This is a genomic window from Micromonospora sp. WMMD1120, assembly GCF_029626235.1.
GTDB lineage: Bacteria > Actinomycetota > Actinomycetes > Mycobacteriales > Micromonosporaceae > Micromonospora.
On the sequence record NZ_JARUBO010000005.1, the window covers coordinates 1,001,786 to 1,020,784 of the forward strand.

Here is an 18,999-nt window from a genome sequence, read left to right on the forward strand (position 1 = left end):
CTCACGCCAACGGCTCGGTCTGCACCGGGGTCAACGCGGCCAACCCAGGGGTGACCCGCTCCGCGTCGCCGAGCACCACGATCGCGGCCCGCGCCGGCGCCAGATAACGCGCCGCGACCTCTGCCACGTCGTCCACGCTCGCCTTCGCCAACCGCGCCGCGTACTCCGCGAGGAAGTCCAGACGCAGACCGTTCCCCGCGTACGCGCTGGTCAACGCCGCCAGGCCGGCCTGGGTGGACATGCCGAGCTGGAGAGTGCCCAGCGCGTACTGGCGGGCCTGTTCCAACTCGTCCGGCTTGGGCGGCAGCGACGCCAACCGGCCCAGCTCGTACGTCGTCTCCAGCAGCGCCGGACCGGTCACCTCGGTGGCCACGTCGGCGGAGGCGACGAGCACCGAGCCGGCGACGGAGTGCTCGATCGACGAGTGCGGGCCGTACGTGTAGCCCTTGTCCTCGCGGATGTTCTCCACCCACCGGGAGGAGAAGTAGCCACCGAAGACGAGGTTCGCCAGTTGCAGCGGGGCGTGGTCCGGGTCGGTACGGGACACCGCCGGCAACGCGATCCGCAGCGACGACTGCACCGAGCCCGGCCGGTCGACGAGCAGCAGCGGGCCCGGCTCCAGCGGCGGCGCCGCCGGCAGCTTCGCCACCCGGCCGGCGCCGGACCAGCCGCCGAGCGCCCGCTCGGCCGCGTCCAGCGCCCGCTCCGGCTGCACGTCACCGACGAGCACCAACTGCGCACCGGCCGGATGGACCCGCTCCGCGTGCAGGGTACGCAGCGCCGCCGGGCGTACGGCACGGATCTGGCCGGGCTCCGGGGTCTGCGTCGCGTACGGGTGCCGGCCGTAGATGCGCTTGAGCAGCGCCTCCCGGGCCAGGTGCGCGGGTTGGCTCTGCGCCACCTGGATCCGGTCGACCAGCCGGTCGCGCTCGGTCGCCACCTCGTCGCCGGGGTAGCTGGCGCCGGTCAGCACCTCGGCCAGCAGCTCCAACATCCGGTCCAGGCCGGTGACCAGGCCGGCACCGGAGAGCATCAGCCGGTCCGGGTCGACGCCGGCGGAGAGCCCGCCGCCCACCTTCTGCAACTCGGCGGCGATCTGCACACTCGTCATCGACTCGGTGCCGGAGAGCATGGTCTGCGAGAGCATCGCGCCACGGGCCAGGTGCACCCGGCCGAACGGCACCCAGAGCCGCAGCTCGACCAGGGGCACGGCGGGACGGCGTACCGCGATCACGGTGAGACCGTTGGCCAGGGTGCGCTCCGCCTGCTTGGGCACCGTGAGCTTGCGGGTCGGACCGAGCGGCGGCAGCGTACGCGGCCCGGCGGGGGCGGTGGTGGTGCTGCTCAACGGGCACCTCCGGGGATGACCTCGATCGCGGCCCGGCGCTCCGGGCGAACTGTGGCCGCGGCGGCCCGGACCTGCTCCTCGGTGACCTCACCGACCAACCGGGGCAGGTCGTTGAGCAGGCCCGGCTCGCCCCGCTGCTGCTCCAGCACCGCCATCCGCAGCGCACGACCGAGCACCGCGTCGGTGTCCCGCAGCAGGTGCGTGGCCATCCGGGCCTGGGTGCGGGCCAGCTCGCCGTCGGTCAGCCCGTCGGTGGCCAGCCGGTCCACCTCCTCGTCGATGGTGCGCAGCACCTTGTCCACGTCGCCGCCGGGTGGCAGGTGGGCCTGCAACAGCAGTGCCGTCGGGTCCCGGACGTCGAACGGGTCGCCCATGAACCCGAGGTATCCGCCCAGGCTGGTCACCGTCCGGTCGCGCTGCACCAGGCGTTCGACGAGCCGCGACGCGTCGCCGTCGGTGAGCACCTCGGCCAACACCACGTACGGCAGGTAGGCGGCGAAGTCGGTGACCGGGTCGGGCACGCGCCAGGCGCCGGCCACCGCCGGCAGGGGCGCCAGGGCATCGGTGTACGAGGTGCGCCGCTCGGCGCTCAGGTCGGGCTCGGTGAAGTCGGGCCGTTGCGGCGCCGGCCGGGCCGGCACGTCCCCGAAGTGACGGCTGATCAGCTCGGTCGCCTCGGCCACGTCGATGTCGCCGCTGACGGCCAGCACGGCGTTGCCGCTGGCGTAGTAGCGGCGGAAGAAGTCCGCGGCGTCGGCGACGGTCGCCGACTCCAGGTCGTCGAAGGAGCCGTAGCCGTCGTGGGCGTTCGGGAAGGTGTCGAACATGACCGGCGGCAGGGTCAGCCAGGGAAAGCCGCCGTACGGTCGGTTCAGGACGTTGACCCGGATCTCCTCCTTGACCACGTCGACCTGGTTGCGCAGGTTCTCCTCGGTCAGCCGGGGGCCGCGCATCCGGTCCGCCTCCAGGAACAGCGCGCGCTCCAGCGCGTTGCTCGGCAGCGTCTCGAAGTAGTCGGTGTAGTCCAGGTGGGTGGAGCCGTTGAAGGTGCCGCCGGCGCCCTGCACGTGCCGGAAGTGGGCGAGTTTCTCCAGGTTCTCCGAGCCCTGGAACATCAGGTGCTCGAAGAGGTGGGCGAAGCCGGTGCGCCCCTCCGGCTCCGAACGGATGCCGACGTCGTAGACCACCGCCACCCCGATGACCGGGGCACTGCGGTCGGGGGTCAGCACCACCCGCAGGCCGTTGTCGAGGGTGAACCGCTCGACCGGATACTTCGTCGCTGGAATTCTGGATCTCCGCGCCGCCACGGGAAAGACCCTAGCGCGTCGGCACCGCCGGCACCCGCGACCTTCGCGGAGCCGCCGGGCGCGTCCATCGCGACGCGGCCTCGTCACCGTTCACCGATCGCCGCCTACCCCAGCAAACTGGTAGGAAATACCGACATAACTGAGCCGCCTGATCCTGGCATGTGGATGGGGCTTGACGCTGACCGCAGGCTGACCCACTCTTCCTACCAATCAAGTAGGAATACTGCGGATTGGACGGACGATGAGACGGCTCCCTCTGCGCCGACTGACCACCCTGGCCACCCTCGCCGCCCTCGGCGCGGCGACCCTTGGCACCGCCGCCTGCGGCGACGACAGCGCGGGTGGCGACTCCGGCCGGGTGACGCTGCGCCTCGGCTACTTTCCCAACATCACCCACGCGCCGGCGGTCGTCGGCGTGGAGAAGGGCATCTTCGCGGAGAAGCTCGGCAGCGACGTCAAGCTGGACCCGAAGACCTTCAACGCCGGCCCGGCCGCCATCGAGGCGGTCTTCTCCGGGGCGCTGGACGCCACCTACATCGGCCCGAACCCGACGGTGAACGCGTTCTCGAAGTCCAGGGGCGAAGCCGTCCGGGTGATCTCCGGCGCGGCCTCCGGCGGCGTCGCGCTGGTGGTCAAGCCGGGCATCAACGGCCCGCAGGACCTCAAGGGCAAGAAGGTCGCCACCCCGCAGCTGGGCAACACCCAGGACGTGGCGGTCCGGTACTGGCTCAAGCAGCAGGGTCTGACCACCACCAAGGAGGGTGGCGGCGACGTCAAGATCGTGCCGCAGGAGAACGCCCAGACGATCGAGACGTTCAACAGCGGCACGATCGACGGCGCCTGGGTGCCCGAGCCGTTCGTGTCCCGCCTGGTCAACGCCGGCGGCAGGGTGCTCGTCGACGAGCGCGACCTCTGGCCGGACAGGAAGTTCGTCATCACCAACCTGCTGGTCAGCACGAAGTTCCTCAAGGCGCACCCGGACGTGGTGCAGAAGCTGGTCGACGGCCAGGTGGCCGCCAACGAGTTCGTCAACACCAAGCCGGACGAGGCCCAGCAGGCCATCTCCGACGCGATCGGCAAGATCACCGGCAAGCCGCTGGACCTCAAGCTGATCAAGCAGGCGTGGCCGACGTTGGAGTTCACCAACGACCCGATCCCGACCTCGCTCAAGGCCGGTCTCGACCACGCCGTCGAGGTCAACCTGACCGAGCCGGTCGACCTCAAGGGCCTGTACGACCTGACCTACCTCAACAATGCCCTCAAGGCCGCCGGCAAGCCCGAGGTCGTCCAGCCATGACGTCGACCACGACGACGCCGCGGAGCGCGACCACAGCGGTCGCGCTCTCCGGGGTGACCAAGGTGTACGGACGTGGGACGAGCGCCGTCCTGGCCCTGGACGGTGTGTCGCTGGACGTCGCGCCCGGCGAGTTCGTCTGCCTGGTCGGCGCGTCCGGATGCGGCAAGAGCACCCTGCTCAACCTGGTGGCCGGGCTGGACCGGGTCAGCGGTGGGCAGATCACGCTGGCCGGCGACGCCAACCCGGGCCTGATGTTCCAGGAACCGGCGCTCTTCCCGTGGCTGACCGTCGAGGCCAACGTGGAGGTGCCCCTCAAGCTGCGCGGGCTGCCCCGCGCCGAGCGGCGCGAGCGGGTCGCCGAGTTGCTGCGGACCGTGCACCTGGCCGACTTCGGCCGCAAGCGCCCGCACGAACTCTCCGGCGGGATGCGGCAACGGGTCGCGCTGGCCCGCACGCTGGCCCTGGACACTCCGGTGCTGCTGATGGACGAGCCGTTCGGCGCGCTGGACGCGATGACCCGGGACATCCTGCACGACGAGCTGGAACGGATCTGGTCCGAACGCGGGCTGTCGGTGCTCTTCGTGACGCACAACGTCCGCGAGGCGGCCCGGCTGGCCGACCGGATCATCCTGCTCTCCAGCCGACCCGGCCGGATCATCTACTCCACCGAGGTGGACATCCCGCGCCCCCGCCGGATCGACTCCCCCGAGGTCGCCGCCATCGCCGCCGAGGTCACCGAGCGGCTCCGTACGGAGGTGGGCCGCCATGGCCAGTGACACCCTCACCAGCTCGACGCGTACCGACGCGGAGATCAGCGGCCTCGACGCGCTGGAGATCGCCGGCCGGGACAAGGAGGTCTCCCGGGGCGCCCGGATCTGGGCCGCCACCTGGCCGAAGCTCGCCGCGCTGGCCATCGCCATCGCCGCCTGGCAGCTCGTGGTCCTGTCCGGCTGGAAGCCGCCGTACTCCCTGCCCGGGCCGCTGGAGGTCGGCCGCGAGCTGGTGGCACAGGCCCAGGGCCCGCAGCTCTGGGACGGCCTGCTCACGACGCTCCGCCGGGCCGCCGTCGGGTACGTCTTCTCGGTCGCCGTCGGTCTGCTGGTGGGCCTCGCGGTGGCCCGGTCCACGGTGCTGCGCGCCGCCATCGGCTCGATGATCACCGCGTTGCAGACCATGCCGTCCATCGCCTGGTTCCCGCTGGCGATCCTGCTGTTCGAGCTGAGCGAGAAGGCGATCTTCTTCGTGGTGGTGCTCGGCGCGGCGCCGTCCATCGCCAACGGGGTGATCTCCGGGGTGGACTACGTGCCGCCGCTGCTGCTGCGCGCCGGCCGCAACCTGGGAGCCCGGGGGCTCAACCTCTACCGGTACGTCATCGCCCCGGCCGCCCTACCGGCGATCGTGGCCGGCCTCAAGCAGGGATGGGCGTTCTCCTGGCGCAGCCTGATGGCCGGTGAGCTGCTCGTGGTCGGCATCTCGCAGACCTCGCTCGGCGCCCAGCTCACCTACTCCCGCGAGCTGTCCGACGCGCCCTGGCTGCTCTCCACCATGATCGTGATCCTGGTGCTCGGACTGGTGGTGGACGCCGCGTTCGGCGCGGCGGACAAGGCGATCCGGCGCCGCTGGGGCGTGCTGGACCAGGCTGGTCAGTAACGTGTTCGTCTCCGCGCGCAGCGACTACGCGCTCCGGGCGATGCTCGCCGTCGCCGCCGCCGTCGCCTCCGGCGGTGGCGACGGCGACAACGGTGGCGAGCTGGTGAAGGCGGCCAGCCTGGCCGAGGTGCAGGACATCCCGCTCAGCTTCCTCCAGGGCATCCTGCTCGACCTGCGCCGAGCGGGTCTGCTGCACAGTCATCGCGGCGCAGACGGCGGCTACGCCCTGACCCGCCCGCCCGACAAGATCACCGTCGGGGACGTGCTGCGCGCGGTGGGCGGCTCGCTCACGACAGTGCGCGGCCTACCCGCCGAGCGGGCCGGCTACCACGGCGTGGCCGCCGGCCTGACCGACGTCTGGCTGGCGGTGCACGGGGCGATCGCCACGGTGGTCGACCACACCACCCTGGCCAACCTGCTCACCCAAACACCAACCCCCACCCCTCACCCCTAACTCCGACCCCACCCGACCCCGAGCCTGGCCCGACCCCGAGCCTGGCCCTGCCCCCAGGCCTGCCCCGCCCCGCGCCCGCCCCGTCCCGCCCCGCCCCGCCCCGCCCCGCCCCGCCCCGGCGATCTTGCACTTTCTGCGCTCACATAAGGGGCGTAAACCCGCACATCGACAACCGGAACTGCAAGATCGGCGGGGAAGGGAGGGGCGGGCACGGCGCGGGGCGGGGCGGGGCGGGCACGGCGCGGGGCGGGGCGGGGCGGGCACGGCGCGGGGCGGGGCGGGGCAGGGGCGCAGCGCGGGGCGGGGGCGGGGCAGGCGCGGGACGGGCGGGGGGCTGGGCAGGGGTGCGGTGTGGTGCGATGTGGCCGGGTCGGTGCCCCGCCGACCCGGCCACATCGCGTACCGACCCCTGACCGGGCCTGCCCCTCAACCGGCGCCGGTCAGTCGGTCGCCGGTCAGCCCTGGTGTACGACCGTCGGGCCGGGGCCCGTGTCGCCGGGGCTGCGCATCTCCACCAACCCGGCGGGAGCGTTGCCCAGCGGGGAGGCGTGCCAGGGCGCGAAGGCCGCGACCATGGCGAGCAACAGTCCGGCGAGCGCGACCGCGAGCACCAGGATCATTTCGCGCAGCGCACCCGAGCCGGCTCCGCCCGCCATGGTCACCCCTCCCGCGCCGGGCCCCCCGCCCGACGTCCCCCGTCGGTCAGCTTCGAGCACGGCCCGCCCGCACACAGTCGGCCAGCCGACCAAGGTGAAGCTGATTACCGACTGGGACCGTGGGCCGTACGGCCCGGACACCTGCCCGGTCGGCGCGGCCGGATGAGCCGCACGACGGTCCGTCGACGGGTGGGACCCCGTAGACGCCACCGACCCGTTCCGCCGAGGCGGAACGGGTCGGTGGAGGTGTTGACGATCAGGCGGTACGGGGGCGGCGCGGGCGGCGGGACCGACCCGACGCGCGGTGCGCCGGCCGGCCGCCACCCCCGGTTGCCGCGCCGCTCGCGGCACGACTGCGCGGCGTCTGCGGCTGCGGCGCGACGATCGTCACCGGCACGCCGGAGGGCTCCCGGGCGCCGGTGACCCGGACCAGAGCCTCGTCATCGGAGCGCACCTGGACCGACTCCGGCCGGATGCCCGCGGTGGCCATCAGTCGGGAGACGTCACGGCGCTGCTCCGGCAGGACCAGGGTGACGACAGTGCCGGGCTCGCCGGCACGGGCGGTACGACCACCGCGGTGCAGGTAGTCCTTCGCCTCGGTCGGCGGGTCCACGTTGACCACCAGGTCCAGACCGTCCACGTGGATGCCCCGCGCCGCCACGTCGGTGGCGACCAGGGCGGTCACCTGACCGGTGCGGAACTGCTCCAGGATGCGGGTGCGCTGCGGCTGGGACTTGCCACCGTGCAGCGCGGCCGCGCGTACCCCCTTGGCCAGCAGTTGCCGCGCGAGCCGGTCGGCGCGGTGCTTGGTCCCCATGAACAGGATGGTGCGGCCCTCGCGGGCGGCGATCCGGGTCAGCGCCGCGGGCTTGTCGACGGCGTCGACGTGCAGCACGTGGTGGGTCATCGCGGTGACGGTGGCGGTGCCCGGGTCGACGGAGTGGGTGACCGGGCTGCTCAGGAAGCGGCGGACCAACCGGTCCACCCCGCCGTCCAGGGTGGCGGAGAAGAGCATCCGCTGCCCCTGCGGCGCGACCTGCTCCAGCAGCTTGGTGACCTGCGGCAGGAAACCCATGTCGGCCATCTGGTCGGCTTCGTCGAGCACGGTGATCTCGACCTGGTCGAGGCGGGCGTCGCCACGGTTGATCAGGTCGTGCAGCCGGCCGGGGGTGGCGACGACCACCTCGGCGCCGGCACGCAGGGCGTCCGCCTGCCGCTGCAACGACAGCCCGCCGACGACTGTGGCGCAGCGCAACCCGACCGCGCGGGCGTACGGGGCCAGCGCGGTGGTGACCTGCTGGGCCAGCTCCCGGGTCGGCACCAGCACCAGGGCCAGCGGGCGGCCCGGCCGCGCCTTCTGACCGGCGGTACGGGACAGCAGCGGAAGCCCGAAGGCGAGGGTCTTGCCGGAGCCGGTGCGACCCCGACCCAGCACGTCCCGCCCGGCCAGCGCGTCGGGCAGCGTCGCCGACTGGATCGGGAACGGTTCGGTGATGCCCTGGGCGGTCAGCGCGGCGAGCAGCGCCGGGGCCAGACCGGTATGGGCGAAGGAGGGAACAACTGTGGTCATGCGGAAGCCTTCCTCGACGCGGCACGTGTCGAGGGAGGGCGCCGACGTCGGCGCTGTCACCGGCGGACAGGACCGCCAGGACTCACAAGCACGAACCGAAGAGAGTACGGGCCGGCCCGCCGCCGGGCCGCCACCTGCGCGGGGCAGGCGACGGCGGGGCGGGCCGGTCCCGTCACCGTCACACCCGGAGGGCGCGACAGGTAATGCCGACCGATCCGAAGATCAGAGCGGGCGGATGTTCTCCGCCTGCGGGCCCTTCTGGCCCTGGGTCACCTCGAACTCGACCCGCTGGTTCTCGTCCAGGCTCCGGTAGCCGGAGGTCTGGATCGCCGAGAAGTGGGCGAAGACGTCGGCGCCGCCGCCGTCCGGGGTGATGAAGCCGAAGCCCTTGTCAGCGTTGAACCACTTCACGGTGCCAATAGCCATGTGTTTCGTCTCCTTGACGGAACGTCGGACGCGCACGTGTTGCGCGCCCGAAGAGGAGCGCTCCGCGCGGGAATGCGCGAATCGCCTGTCGCTTCTGGTCGCCCCGCCCGGAGAACTCCGGACACAACAAAGAGCGCCTGGGGCCACAATCCCGCCAGGCGCACACAGAGTCTCTGGTAACCAAAACTGCAACCCGGTCAACCTATCACGGCCCTCCCCGGAGCGGTCAATGTAGGGCGGAATCCTCGGGCAGTTGGGCGATCATGGCGGTGAGCCCCGCCACATCCAGCAGGTCGGCTGGTCGGACCGTCACCCCGTGCCGGACGTAGTGGAACGCCGCTCCCACCAGGTCCACGGGTACACCGGCCAACTCCGCCCAGGCCAGCCGGTACACGGCCAACTGCACGGCCGCCACCTCGGCCGCCGCGCCGGTGGGCTGCGCTCCGGTCTTCCAGTCGACCACGTCGAAGCGTCCACCCGGGCGGGCGAAGACCGCGTCCATCCGCCCCCGCACCACCACTCCCGCGATCACCGTGGCGAACGGCACCTCCACCTCGACCGGCACCCGGTCGGCCCACTCGCTGGCCAGGAACCGCTCCTGAAGCTCGACCAGCGCCTCGTCGGGCGCCGCGTCGGCGTCGGCCGCGCCTGGCAGCTCGTCCAGGTCCAACAGTCGGTCGGCGCCGAAGCGCTGCTCCAACCACGCGTGGAAGGCGGTGCCCCGGCGGGCGTACGGGTTGGGCTCGACAGGCACCGGCCGGCGCAGCGTACGGGCCAGCGCCGCCGGGTCACGGCGCAACGCGACCAGCTGGGTGACGCTCAACTGGCCGGGTAGCGCGACCTCGACCGCGCCGGAGAGCCGGGTCAGCTCGGCCCGCTCAGCGAGCAGCAGATCCGCCTCGCGCCGCCAGCGCGCCACCTCCGGGTCGACCTCCGCCTCCATTAGGGGACCGACCGGACCGGCGAGCGCGGCCGGACCGTCGGTCAGCACGCGGCGTACCAACGCGGCCGCCTCGGCCAGCGCCGGACGCCGACCGCCCAGCGGATCGGACGGCCACTCCGCACGGATCACCACCTCGGCGGTGGGGTTCGTCGCGTCCGGGGTCGGCTCCGGCGCCCACGCGTCGACCAGGTGCCCCGGCCCGCCGTCGAGGCACGCGTCGTACACCTCGCGCAGGAAGACCGACGGGCCGCGCGGTCGCTTCGTGCCCTCCCCCCACCAGTAGCCGGAGCAGAGCAGCAGCCGGCGTGGCCGGGTGACCGCCACGTACGTCAGCCGGCGCTCCTCCCGCTCGTCGTGCGCCCGCCACGCGTCGGTGAAGTCGGTGACCGCCCGCGCCACCGCGCGCTGGTCCGTGGCCTCGTCGAGCGCCAGCTCGGGCAACCCGTCGGCGTCGCCGCGCAGCGGGAACGGCAGCACACCCAACCCGCCCAGCCAGTGGTCGGAGTTGCGGACCGGCCCCGGCCACAGCCCACGGCTGAGCCCGGCGACCGACACCACGTCCCACTCCAGACCCTTGGCGGCGTGCGCGGTGACCACCTGTACCGCGCCCTCCACCACCTCCACCTCGCCGGGCGCCAGACCGCGCTCCTCGTCCTCGGCGGCGGCCAGGTAGGACAGGAAGCCGGAGAGCGTCGCGCCGGGCGTCTCCCCGCTGAACCGGGCCGCCACGTCGCCCAGCGCGTCCAGGTGGCCCCGGGCCAGGCCGGCGTCGCCGGCGCCGTCCCGCCCGGCCCGCACCGCCACCTCCACGTCCAGGCCGATGGTCCGCTCGATGTCCGCGATCAGGTCCGGTAGCGCCTGGTCCAGCCGGTAGCGCAGCAGCGCCAGCTCCCGGCCGTACGCGCGCAGCCGCGCGAAGCCCTCCGCCGAGTACGCCTGCGCCGGCCCGAGATCGGCCAGCGCCTCCACCAGGGTCGCCTCGTCCAGCAGGTCGGGGCTGATCTCCGCGGTCTCGTCGTCGGCGGCCACCTGCCGGCGGGTGTTGGCGATGGACCGGGCCCGCCGGTGCAGCGCCACCAGGTCGCGTGGCCCGATCCGCCAGCGGGCGCCGGTGAGCAGCCGCAGCAACGCGGCGCCGTCGGTCGGGTCGGCCAGCACCCGCAGCGTGCAGACAACGTCCCGGACCTCGGGAGTGTCCAGCAGACCGCCCAGCCCGACCACCTCGACCGGCAGGCCGCGTTCGCGCAGCGCCGACTCGATCGCCGGGATCTGGCTGCGCACCCGCACCAGCACCGCTGTCGTCGGGCGCTGCGCCACCGGGATGTGCTCGGGCGCCGCGCCCGGCATCCGGGCCGCGCCGCGCCAGGCCGCCAGGACACTGTCCGCGATCCAGTCGGCCTCATCGGCGTACGTGGGCAGCAACGCGCAGTGCACGGTGCCGCCGGCCGCGCCACCCGGGCTGCGGTGCGGGATCGGCTCCCGGACGGTCAGCGCGGACCGTAGCTCCGGCACCCGGGCGCCGGCCGCCCGCAGCGGGGTGGAGAGCGCGTTCGCCACCCGGAGGATCTCCGGGCGGTTGCGCCAGCTCGTGGTGAGCCCGAGCGCCGGGGCCGGCTGACCGTCGGCGCGGGCGAACTCGGTCGGGAACCGGTCCAGGGTGCCCGCGCTGGCCCCCCGCCAGCCGTAGATCGACTGGCACGGGTCACCCACCGCCGTCACCGGGTGCCCGCCGCCGAACAGCGCGTTGAGCAGCACCACCTGGGCGTGGCTGGTGTCCTGGTACTCGTCGAGCAGCACCACCCGGAAGCGGTCCCGTTCGATCTGGCCGACCGCCGGATGGTCCCGGGCCACCCGAGCCGCCCGGGCGAGCTGGTCGGCGAAGTCCATCGCCTCGAAGTCCTCCTTGCGCCGGGCGTACGCCCGCACCAGCGGCAGCAGGCGCAACCGGGTCTGCTGGAGGGTGAGCGCCTTGCGCACGTCCGCGTACACCCGGCCCGGCCGGGCCTGCACCTCGGCGAAGAACCGACCCGTCCAGGCCGCCAGCTCGTCCGGAGCGACAAGGTGCTCGTCCAGTTCCCCGGCGAGCGCCAGCACCGCGTCGGTGATGGTGCTCGGCATCCGGTCCACCTCGGACATGTCGCCGTCGTAGTTGCGCACCAGCAGGTCCACCAACTGCCAGCGGGACGCCTCGGTGAGCAGCCGGGTGGACGGCTCGTAGCCGGCCCGCAGCCCGTGTTCGGTGACGATCCGCCCGGCGTAGGAGTGGTAGGTGGAGATGCTGGGCTCACCCGCGAGCGGATCGTCGAGCGGGTCCCGGCCCTGCCGACCGAGGCGGCGGATGAGCTGGTCGAGTCGGGTGCGTACGCGGTGGGCCAGCTCACCGGCCGCCTTACGGGTGAAGGTGAGCCCGAGGACCTGCTCCGGCCGCACGTACGAGTTGGCGACCAGCCAGACCACCCGCGCGGCCATCGTCTCGGTCTTGCCCGACCCGGCCCCGGCGACGACGAGCAGCGGCTGCACCGGGGCGGCGATGATCGCGGCCTGCTCCCGGGTGGGTGCCGGCAACCGCAGCAGCTTGGCCAGCTCCACCGGCGTGTACCGGGGGCCGGAGTCCGCCCGGCGGGGCGTCGGCGCGGGACCCGCGCCGAACAGGGTGGGCTGGGTCACTGTGTCATCAGCTCTCCGGACGTCGGACGGTCGGCGGCTCGACGACCTGTCGCCCCTGCCCGGACACCGGGCAGCTGGTGCGCACCGGGCAGACCCGGCACTTCGAGTTGGCCACCGCGGCGAAGGTGGCGGCCGCCATCGTATCGGCGGTCCGCCGGACCAGCGCTGTCGCCCAGCCGGCCGCCGGCCCCTCGCTGGCCGCCGGCTGGTTCTGCTCCCGGGCGTCCTTGGCCGACGTGCCGAGCTGCACCAGCGCGGCGCCCCCGGACTCGTCGCCGAACTCGGCGAACGCGCCCGCCTCCACCGCCGCCTGGTAGGCGCCGAGCTGCGGATGCTCGGCCAGGTCGCTGCCGGTGACAGCGGTGGACTTGCCGGTCTTCAGGTCGATCACCACGAGTCGCCCGGCCTCGTCCACCTCCAGCCGGTCGACCCGGCCGGTCAGGTCGACCGGTCGACGCGGGTCGTCCAGGCGCACCGCGAACTCGTGCTCGATGGCGAGCAGCCGACGCGGGTTGGTGGCCAGCCAGCGCAGCAGCTTGTCGACCATCGCCTCGGCCCGCTCCCGCTCCGGCCCGGCCATCCACCGGGCCGCCAGCTCGATCGCGTCGAACCGGGCGGCCACGTAGTCGAGCAGCGCGCCCCGGTCGGCGCTGGCGTCCTCGGCGAGCATCGCGGCGGCGTGCACCAGGTTGCCCACGCCCTGCGCCGTGCTGGTCGGGCCGCTGCCGCCGTGCCGCTCCAGCAACCACCGCAGGCTGCACCGCAGCGCGCTCTCCATCGCGGACGGGGTGACCCGCACCGGCTCACCCTCGTCGACCAGCGGCCGGTCGTCGGAGAGCGCCCGCAACCCCCACCAGTCGTCGGGGTGCGCGCCGGGCACCCCGGCGGCGGCGAGCCGGGCCAGCTCGGCCGCCGCGGCGTGCCGCCGGACCGCCGGGGCGGCCGGGTCGACGACGGCGGTACGCAGCTCCGCCACCAACGCCGGCAGGGTGAGCGCCCGGGGCGGACGCGTCACCGGCAGCGCGCCGGTCCGAACCGGAGCGTCGTGACCGTCGCCGTCCCGCGCCGCGCCGTCACCGTGGGCACCACCGCCGTCCCGCGCCGCGCCGTCACCGTGGGCACCGCCACCGTCCCGCGCCGCGCCGTCACCGTGGGCACCGCCACCGTCCCGCGCCGCGCCGCCGCTTGCGGGCGTACCGTCGCCGTCACCGGGCGTGGGGGGCGGGCCGCCACCGACGGGACCACCGTTCGACGGCGGGCCGGCCTGTGGGTCGGCCGGCCCGGCGGCCTCCGGCGGGTTGGGCGGCGGGGTGACGCCCAACTCGTGCAGGAACCGACTCGGCTGCTCCTCGTGGTCGTCCCCGCCGACGGCTGCCGACGCCACGGCGGTGACCAGCAGCCGGTGCCGGGCCCGGCTGACGGCGACGTGGAAGAGCCGGCGCTCCTCGTCCAGCAACGCCGACGTCTGACCCACCACGTTCGCCACCGTCGAGCCCTCGACCGAGCGGCCGGCCAGCACGTCGACCAGCCGCTCGGAGCCGAGCAGGCTGCCGCGCAGCCGCAGGTCCGGCCAGGTGCCCTCCTGGACACCGGCCACCGCGACCAGGTCCCACTCCAGGCCCTTCGCGGCGTGCGCGGTCAGCAGGCGCACCGCGGCGCCCCGGTCGGCGGTCGGCGCGATGGTGTCGGCCGGCAGGTCCTGCGCCAGGACGTGGTCGAGGAACACCTCGGTGCGGGCGCCCGGCAGCCGGTCGGTGAACCGGGCCGCCGCGTCGAAGAGCACCAGCACGGCGTCCAGATCGCGGTCTGCCGCCTCGGCCCGCCGTCGCCGGGACAGGTCCCCCTCGCCGGCCTCCGGCCGACCCTGGTTGATCGCGCCGGCCCAGCGCTCGGCGAGGCCGCTGGCGTGCCAGACGGCCCAGAGCACATCCTCCGCCGTCGAACCCGGCCGGGCGGCGGCGGCACGCGCGGTGGCCAGCAGCCCGGCCACCGCCTGCGCCGGCTCCGCCCACCGCCGGTCGATGCCGGCCAGCTCGGCGGGGTCGCGCAGCGCCTCGACGATCAGCTCACCGGACGACCGCCGGTCGCCACCGGCCAGCGCGAGCGCCCGCAGGCCCTGCCGCAGCCGTCGCTCGGCCAGCGGGTCGGCGCCACCCAGCGGCGAGTGCAGCAACGCGACGGCGGCCTCCTCGTCGAGCCGGTCCGGCTCCAGGGCGCAGCGCAGCAGGAGCAGCAGCGGCGCGACCGCCGGTTGCAGGTGCAGGGGCAGGTCCTCGCCGTGCACCACGGTGGGTACGCCGGCGGCGTGCAGCGCCCGCCGCAGGGTGGGCAGGTGCAGGGCGGTGGACCGCACCAGCACCGCCATCCGGGACCACGGCACACCGTCGAGCAGGTGGGCCGAGCGCAGCGCGTGCGCCAGCCAGGCGGCCTCGCTCGTCGCCGAGCGGAACGTGTGCACCTCCACCACTCCGGGTGGCGCGTCCGGCAGCGGGCGCAGCCGCCGGTGCGCCGCCGGACCACGCAGCCGACGGTCCAGCCGGGCCAGCGCGGCGAGCAGATTCGGCCCGGCCCGGTACGACGTGGTCAGCAGCACCTGCGCGGCCGGCGCGCCGGAGGCCGTCCGGAAGCGGTGCGGGAACGTTGTCACCCCGGCCGGATCGGCGCCCCGGAAGGCGTACGTCGACGAGTCCGGGTCGGCGAACGCGACGAGCGGTTTGCCACCACCGGCGATGACCGTGAGCAACTCCAGTTGGGCGGGGTCGGTGTCGGCCAGCTCGTCGAGGTAGACGTGGGCGAGTCGACGACGCTCGGCGGCCAGCAACTCCTCGTCGTCACGCAGCAGCCCGGTGGCCGCCCTGACCAGCTCGGCCGGGTCGTACGCGACGGAACCCCGGTTGCTGACGTCGCGCAACGCGAGGACGGCGACGTACTCCCGGAGGAAGCGCGCGGCGGCCGGCCAGTCGGCGCGGTTGAGCCGGTCGCCCAGCCGGGCCAGCTCCATCGGACCCACGCCCCGTTCGGCGGCGCGCATCAGCAGGTCGCGGAGCTGACCGGCGAACGCCCTGGTGCGCAGGGCCGGGCGCAGGTCGGCCGGCCACCCGACCGGGTCGTCCTCGGGCTCCTCGCCGACCACGTCCAGCAGCTCACGGATGATCAGATCCTGCTCGGGGCCGGTGAGCAGCCGGGGCGACGGCTCGCCCCGCTCGGCGGCGGCGCGGCGCAGCAACCCGAAGGCGTACGCCGGGAAGGTGCGCACCAGCGGCTCGCGCAGCACCCGGTGGCCATCCCGCGCGATCCGGGCCTCGATGCGCTGACGCAGCGCGGTGGCGCCCCGACGGCCGAAGGTCAGCACCAGGATGCGTTCCGGGTCCACCCCCTCGGCCACCCGCGCGGCGACCGCCTCGACAAGCGTGCTGGTCTTGCCCGTGCCCGGGCCGCCGAGCACGAGCATCGGCCCGTCGGTGTGCCCGACGATCTCCGCCTGCGCCGGGTCGGCCAGCCGACCGCCAGCGCCGGGCACGGCGCTGCGAGCAGGCGCTTCGCCGCCCTCCAGCGCCGGCCCCGCAAACCCCCGCACCAACCGGTACGCCCGCATCAGCCCATCCCATCAAACCCCTACGACACCAACCCCCACCCCCCCAACCCCCAACCCCCCCACCCCCCAACCCCCACCCCTGCCCACCCCCACCAGACCCCGTTGATCATGAAGTTATCGCCACGACACGCCGCCACCGAGGGCAATAACTTCATGATCAACGGGGCGGGGGCCGGGCGGGGGCGGGGGCGGGGGCCGGGCGTCAGGTTAGGTGGGACTCTAGGGCGGTCAGGGCTTCGTCGACGGAGCTGGCCACGGTCAGCAGGTCGCGGCCGGCGGGCTTGAGGAAGCGCTGGTCGGTGAGGGTGTCGAGCCAATTCAGCAGCGGCCGGTAGAACCCGTCCGTGTCGATCAGCACCATCGGCTTGCTGTGCAGGGCGAGCGTGGCGGTGGTCCAGACCTCGAACAACTCGTCCAGGGTGCCCAGCCCGCCGGGCAGGGTGAGGAAGGCGTCCGACTTGTCGATCATCAGGGTCTTGCGGCTGGCCATCGAGTCGGTCACCAGCAGTTCGTCCGAGGCCAGGTCGGCGACCTCCAGATCGACGAGCGCCTGCGGGATCACGCCCACCGTGCGCCCACCGGCGGCGCGGGCGCCGTCCGCCAGGGCGCCCATCATGCCGACGCAGCCGCCGCCACTGACCAGGGTGTGCCCGCGGCGGGCCAGGGCGGCGCCGGTCTCGGCGGCCAGGTCCAACCAGCGCTGATCGAGGGTACGGGACGAGGCGCAGAACACGCAGACGGCGGCCATCAGGCGTCGTCCCGCGACTGCTCGGCGGCGGCCCGTTGGTCAGCGGCGGTACGCGCGACAGCCTCTTCGCGGACCGCCTCCTGCTCGGCCGAGAGCGCGGCCTCGGCCGCGACGATGTGCCGGACCGCCGCGTTGACGTCGTCGGTGAGGCAGATCAGGTCCAGGTCCACCGGGCCGATCTTTCCGGTGGCGGCCATGGTGTCGCGCAACCAGTCGAGCAGGCCCTGCCAGTAGGCGACGCCCATCAGCACCACCGGGAACCGGGTGACCTTGCCGGTCTGCACCAGGGTGAGCGCCTCGAACAACTCGTCCATGGTGCCGAACCCGCCGGGCAGCACGACGAACGCCTGGGCGTACTTGACGAACATCGTCTTGCGGGCGAAGAAGTAGCGGAAGTCGATGGCCAGGTCGACCCAGTCGTTGATGCCCTGCTCGAACGGAAGCTCGATGCCGAGCCCGACGGAGAGCCCGCCGGCCTCGCTGGCCCCACGGTTGGCGGCCTCCATCACACCGGGCCCACCCCCGGTGATCACCGCGTAGCCGGCCCGGGCCAGCGCGCCGCCCAACTGCTCGGCCAGCCGGCACTCGGCGCTGTCCGGCCCGCTGCGCGCGGAGCCGAAGACGCTCACCGCCGGCGGCAGGTCGGCGAGGGTGTCGAAGCCCTCGACGAACTCGGAGAGGATGCGCAGCGCCCGCCAGGCGTCCTTGGTCTTCCAGTCGCCACGTCCACGGGAATCGAGCAACCGCTGATCGGCGGTGCTGCTCGGGATGGCCCCTCGGCGCAGCGTGACAGCACCGCGATGCCGCTCCCTCCCTGGCCCGCGACCGGCCTCCCGCCCGTTGCTCTCACTCATGGGGCAACCGTAGTGGAGTGACGCCGCCCGGGTGTGCGGGGCGCGGACGTCGAGAAATAGTTCGCGATCTTGGGCAACTATTCCGCTTTCCCGTACGTCTTACTATTCACATACCGGGTATGCCCCGGCGCGCGCTTCGGGGGAGGAGACAGCGTGATCAGCAGCAGCGAGATGATCCGGATTCGTCGCCAGATGCAGCGACGGATCCGTGACGTGGTGGCCGAACGCCGCCGCAACCGGGACCTGAACCCGTCCCTCTCCCCCGTGACCCCCGCGCCAGCCAATGCTGATCAAGAGGTTTGCGTCGCCGACAACGGGCCCGGCTGACGCAAACCTCTTGATCGTCCGCGGGGGCGCTGGGGGGCGCCGAAGCGGTCAGGCCGGGGCCAGCCAGCGATGCAGGGTTGCCGCGCCGTCGCGGATCTTGCTGATCTCGACGTGCTCGTCGGGGTGGTGGGCCAGGTTCGGGTCACCCGGGCCGAAGTTCAGTGCGGGGATCCCCATGGCCGCGAACCGGGCCACGTCCGTCCAGCCGAGCTTGCCGATCGGCGCGGCGCCGACCGCCGCCAGGAACTCCTTCGCCGGGGCCGCGCCGAGCCCGGGAGGGGCGCCGGCGATCGAGTCGGTCACCGCCACCTCGAAGCCGGCGAACACCTCACGCAGGTGCGCCTCCGCCTCGGCGGGGGTGCGATCCGGGGCGAACCGGTAGTTGACCTCGATCTCGCACCGGTCCGGGACGACGTTGCCGGCCACGCCGCCGTTGATCCGTACCGCGTTCATGCCCTCGCGGTAGTCGCAGCCGTCGATGGTGACCCGGCGGGCCTCGTACCCCTGGAGACGTCGCAGCACCTCGGCGGCGGCGTGGATGGCGTTCACACCGTGCCAGGAGCGCGCCGAGTGGGCGCGTACGCCGGTGGTGGTGACCACCGCGCGCATGGTGCCCTGGCAACCGGCCTCGACGATGCCGTACGTCGGCTCCAGCAGCACGGCGAAGTCCGCCTCGAGCCACTCCGGAAACGCCTGCGCCACCAGGTTGAGCCCGTTGTACCGGGACTCGATCTCCTCGGCCTCGTAGAAGAAGTACGTCACGTCGTAGCGCGGGTCGGGCAGCGTCACGGCCAGGTGCAGCGCGTACGCGGTGCCGGACTTCATGTCGGAGGTGCCGCAGCCGTACATCAGGTCGCCGCGCATGGTCGACGGGAAGTTGTTGTTCAGCGGCACGGTGTCGAGGTGCCCGGCCAGCACGACGCGCTGCGAACGGCCGAGATCGGTGCGCGCCATCACGGTGTTGCCGTGCCGGTGGGTGGTCAGGTGCGGCACCCCCCGCAGCACCTCTTCGACACAGTCGGCGATCGCCTTCTCGTTGAGGGACACGGACTCTATGTCGACCAGCGCGCGGGTCAGCTGCACCGGATCGGCGAGGACCTCGGGGGTCAGCGGGTTCTCCATGGTTCGCACGGTACCTTCAGGTCTGTCGGCGCGAG

General features: G+C 73.6%; 15 protein-coding genes. 5 read left to right on the top strand and 10 right to left on the bottom strand.

Annotated elements, in window-relative coordinates:
- Position 1: 1 nt before the first annotated feature.
- On the bottom strand, positions 2 to 1,348 hold the full coding sequence (locus tag O7634_RS04790) for a pitrilysin family protein (RefSeq protein ID WP_278148950.1): 1,347 nt from the start codon (positions 1,346 to 1,348) through the stop codon (positions 2 to 4).
- The gene (locus O7634_RS04795) at positions 1,345 to 2,655 is read right to left on the bottom strand and encodes a pitrilysin family protein (protein ID WP_278148951.1); all 1,311 of its coding nucleotides are present in this window, start codon (positions 2,653 to 2,655) and stop codon (positions 1,345 to 1,347) included. Before O7634_RS04795 ends, O7634_RS04790 begins: the two co-directional genes overlap by 4 nt.
- A gap of 241 nt (positions 2,656 to 2,896) precedes the next feature.
- On the opposite strand from O7634_RS04795, the gene O7634_RS04800 reads away from it, so the two are divergent.
- Genes O7634_RS04800 through O7634_RS04815 form a run of 4 tightly spaced genes read left to right on the top strand, consistent with a single transcriptional unit; the run spans position 2,897 to position 6,056 of the window.
- Positions 2,897 to 3,952, top strand: a complete 1,056-nt coding sequence (locus O7634_RS04800; RefSeq protein ID WP_278148952.1) for an ABC transporter substrate-binding protein — start codon at positions 2,897 to 2,899, stop codon at positions 3,950 to 3,952.
- Positions 3,949 to 4,728, top strand: coding sequence for an ABC transporter ATP-binding protein (locus tag O7634_RS04805; RefSeq protein ID WP_278148953.1), 780 nt, complete (start codon positions 3,949 to 3,951; stop codon positions 4,726 to 4,728). The genes O7634_RS04800 and O7634_RS04805 overlap by 4 nt, the downstream gene beginning before the upstream one ends.
- The gene (locus O7634_RS04810; protein WP_278148954.1) at positions 4,718 to 5,602 is read left to right on the top strand and encodes an ABC transporter permease; all 885 of its coding nucleotides are present in this window, start codon (positions 4,718 to 4,720) and stop codon (positions 5,600 to 5,602) included. Before O7634_RS04805 ends, O7634_RS04810 begins: the two co-directional genes overlap by 11 nt.
- A 1-nt stretch (position 5,603) precedes the next feature.
- Complete coding sequence (locus tag O7634_RS04815) at positions 5,604 to 6,056, top strand: Rrf2 family transcriptional regulator (protein WP_278148955.1); 453 nt, start codon at positions 5,604 to 5,606, stop codon at positions 6,054 to 6,056.
- Positions 6,057 to 6,511: 455 nt separating this feature from the next.
- Here the strand turns inward: O7634_RS04815 and O7634_RS04820 are convergent, their stop codons facing one another.
- The 7 genes from O7634_RS04820 to O7634_RS04850 form a co-directional block, all read right to left on the bottom strand.
- A complete protein-coding gene (locus O7634_RS04820) occupies positions 6,512 to 6,712 on the bottom strand; it encodes a hypothetical protein (RefSeq protein WP_278148956.1) in 201 nt (66 codons plus the stop codon).
- 256 nt (positions 6,713 to 6,968) lie between these two features.
- Complete coding sequence (locus tag O7634_RS04825) at positions 6,969 to 8,282, bottom strand: DEAD/DEAH box helicase (RefSeq protein WP_278148957.1); 1,314 nt, start codon at positions 8,280 to 8,282, stop codon at positions 6,969 to 6,971.
- 222 nt (positions 8,283 to 8,504) lie between these two features.
- Complete coding sequence (locus O7634_RS04830) at positions 8,505 to 8,708, bottom strand: cold-shock protein (RefSeq protein ID WP_067374184.1); 204 nt, start codon at positions 8,706 to 8,708, stop codon at positions 8,505 to 8,507.
- Positions 8,709 to 8,934: 226 nt separating this feature from the next.
- Positions 8,935 to 12,318, bottom strand: a complete 3,384-nt coding sequence (locus tag O7634_RS04835; RefSeq protein ID WP_278148958.1) for an ATP-dependent DNA helicase — start codon at positions 12,316 to 12,318, stop codon at positions 8,935 to 8,937.
- Between the two features lie 7 nt (positions 12,319 to 12,325).
- Positions 12,326 to 15,913 carry an ATP-dependent DNA helicase gene (locus O7634_RS04840; RefSeq protein WP_278148959.1) on the bottom strand — a complete coding sequence of 1,196 codons (3,588 nt, stop codon included), beginning with the start codon at positions 15,911 to 15,913 and terminating at the stop codon, positions 12,326 to 12,328.
- A gap of 202 nt (positions 15,914 to 16,115) precedes the next feature.
- On the bottom strand, positions 16,116 to 16,661 hold the full coding sequence (locus tag O7634_RS04845) for a TIGR00730 family Rossman fold protein (RefSeq protein ID WP_278148960.1): 546 nt from the start codon (positions 16,659 to 16,661) through the stop codon (positions 16,116 to 16,118).
- The gene (locus O7634_RS04850; RefSeq protein WP_278148961.1) at positions 16,661 to 17,515 is read right to left on the bottom strand and encodes a TIGR00730 family Rossman fold protein; all 855 of its coding nucleotides are present in this window, start codon (positions 17,513 to 17,515) and stop codon (positions 16,661 to 16,663) included. Before O7634_RS04850 ends, O7634_RS04845 begins: the two co-directional genes overlap by 1 nt.
- 153 nt (positions 17,516 to 17,668) lie before the next feature.
- On the opposite strand from O7634_RS04850, the gene O7634_RS04855 reads away from it, so the two are divergent.
- Positions 17,669 to 17,842 carry a hypothetical protein gene (locus O7634_RS04855; protein WP_278148962.1) on the top strand — a complete coding sequence of 58 codons (174 nt, stop codon included), beginning with the start codon at positions 17,669 to 17,671 and terminating at the stop codon, positions 17,840 to 17,842.
- A gap of 48 nt (positions 17,843 to 17,890) precedes the next feature.
- On the opposite strand, the gene dapE is transcribed toward O7634_RS04855, so the two are convergent.
- Entirely contained in the window at positions 17,891 to 18,964 is a 1,074-nt protein-coding gene (gene dapE / locus O7634_RS04860) for a succinyl-diaminopimelate desuccinylase (protein ID WP_278148963.1), read from the bottom strand.
- Between the last annotated feature and the right edge of the window lie 35 nt (positions 18,965 to 18,999).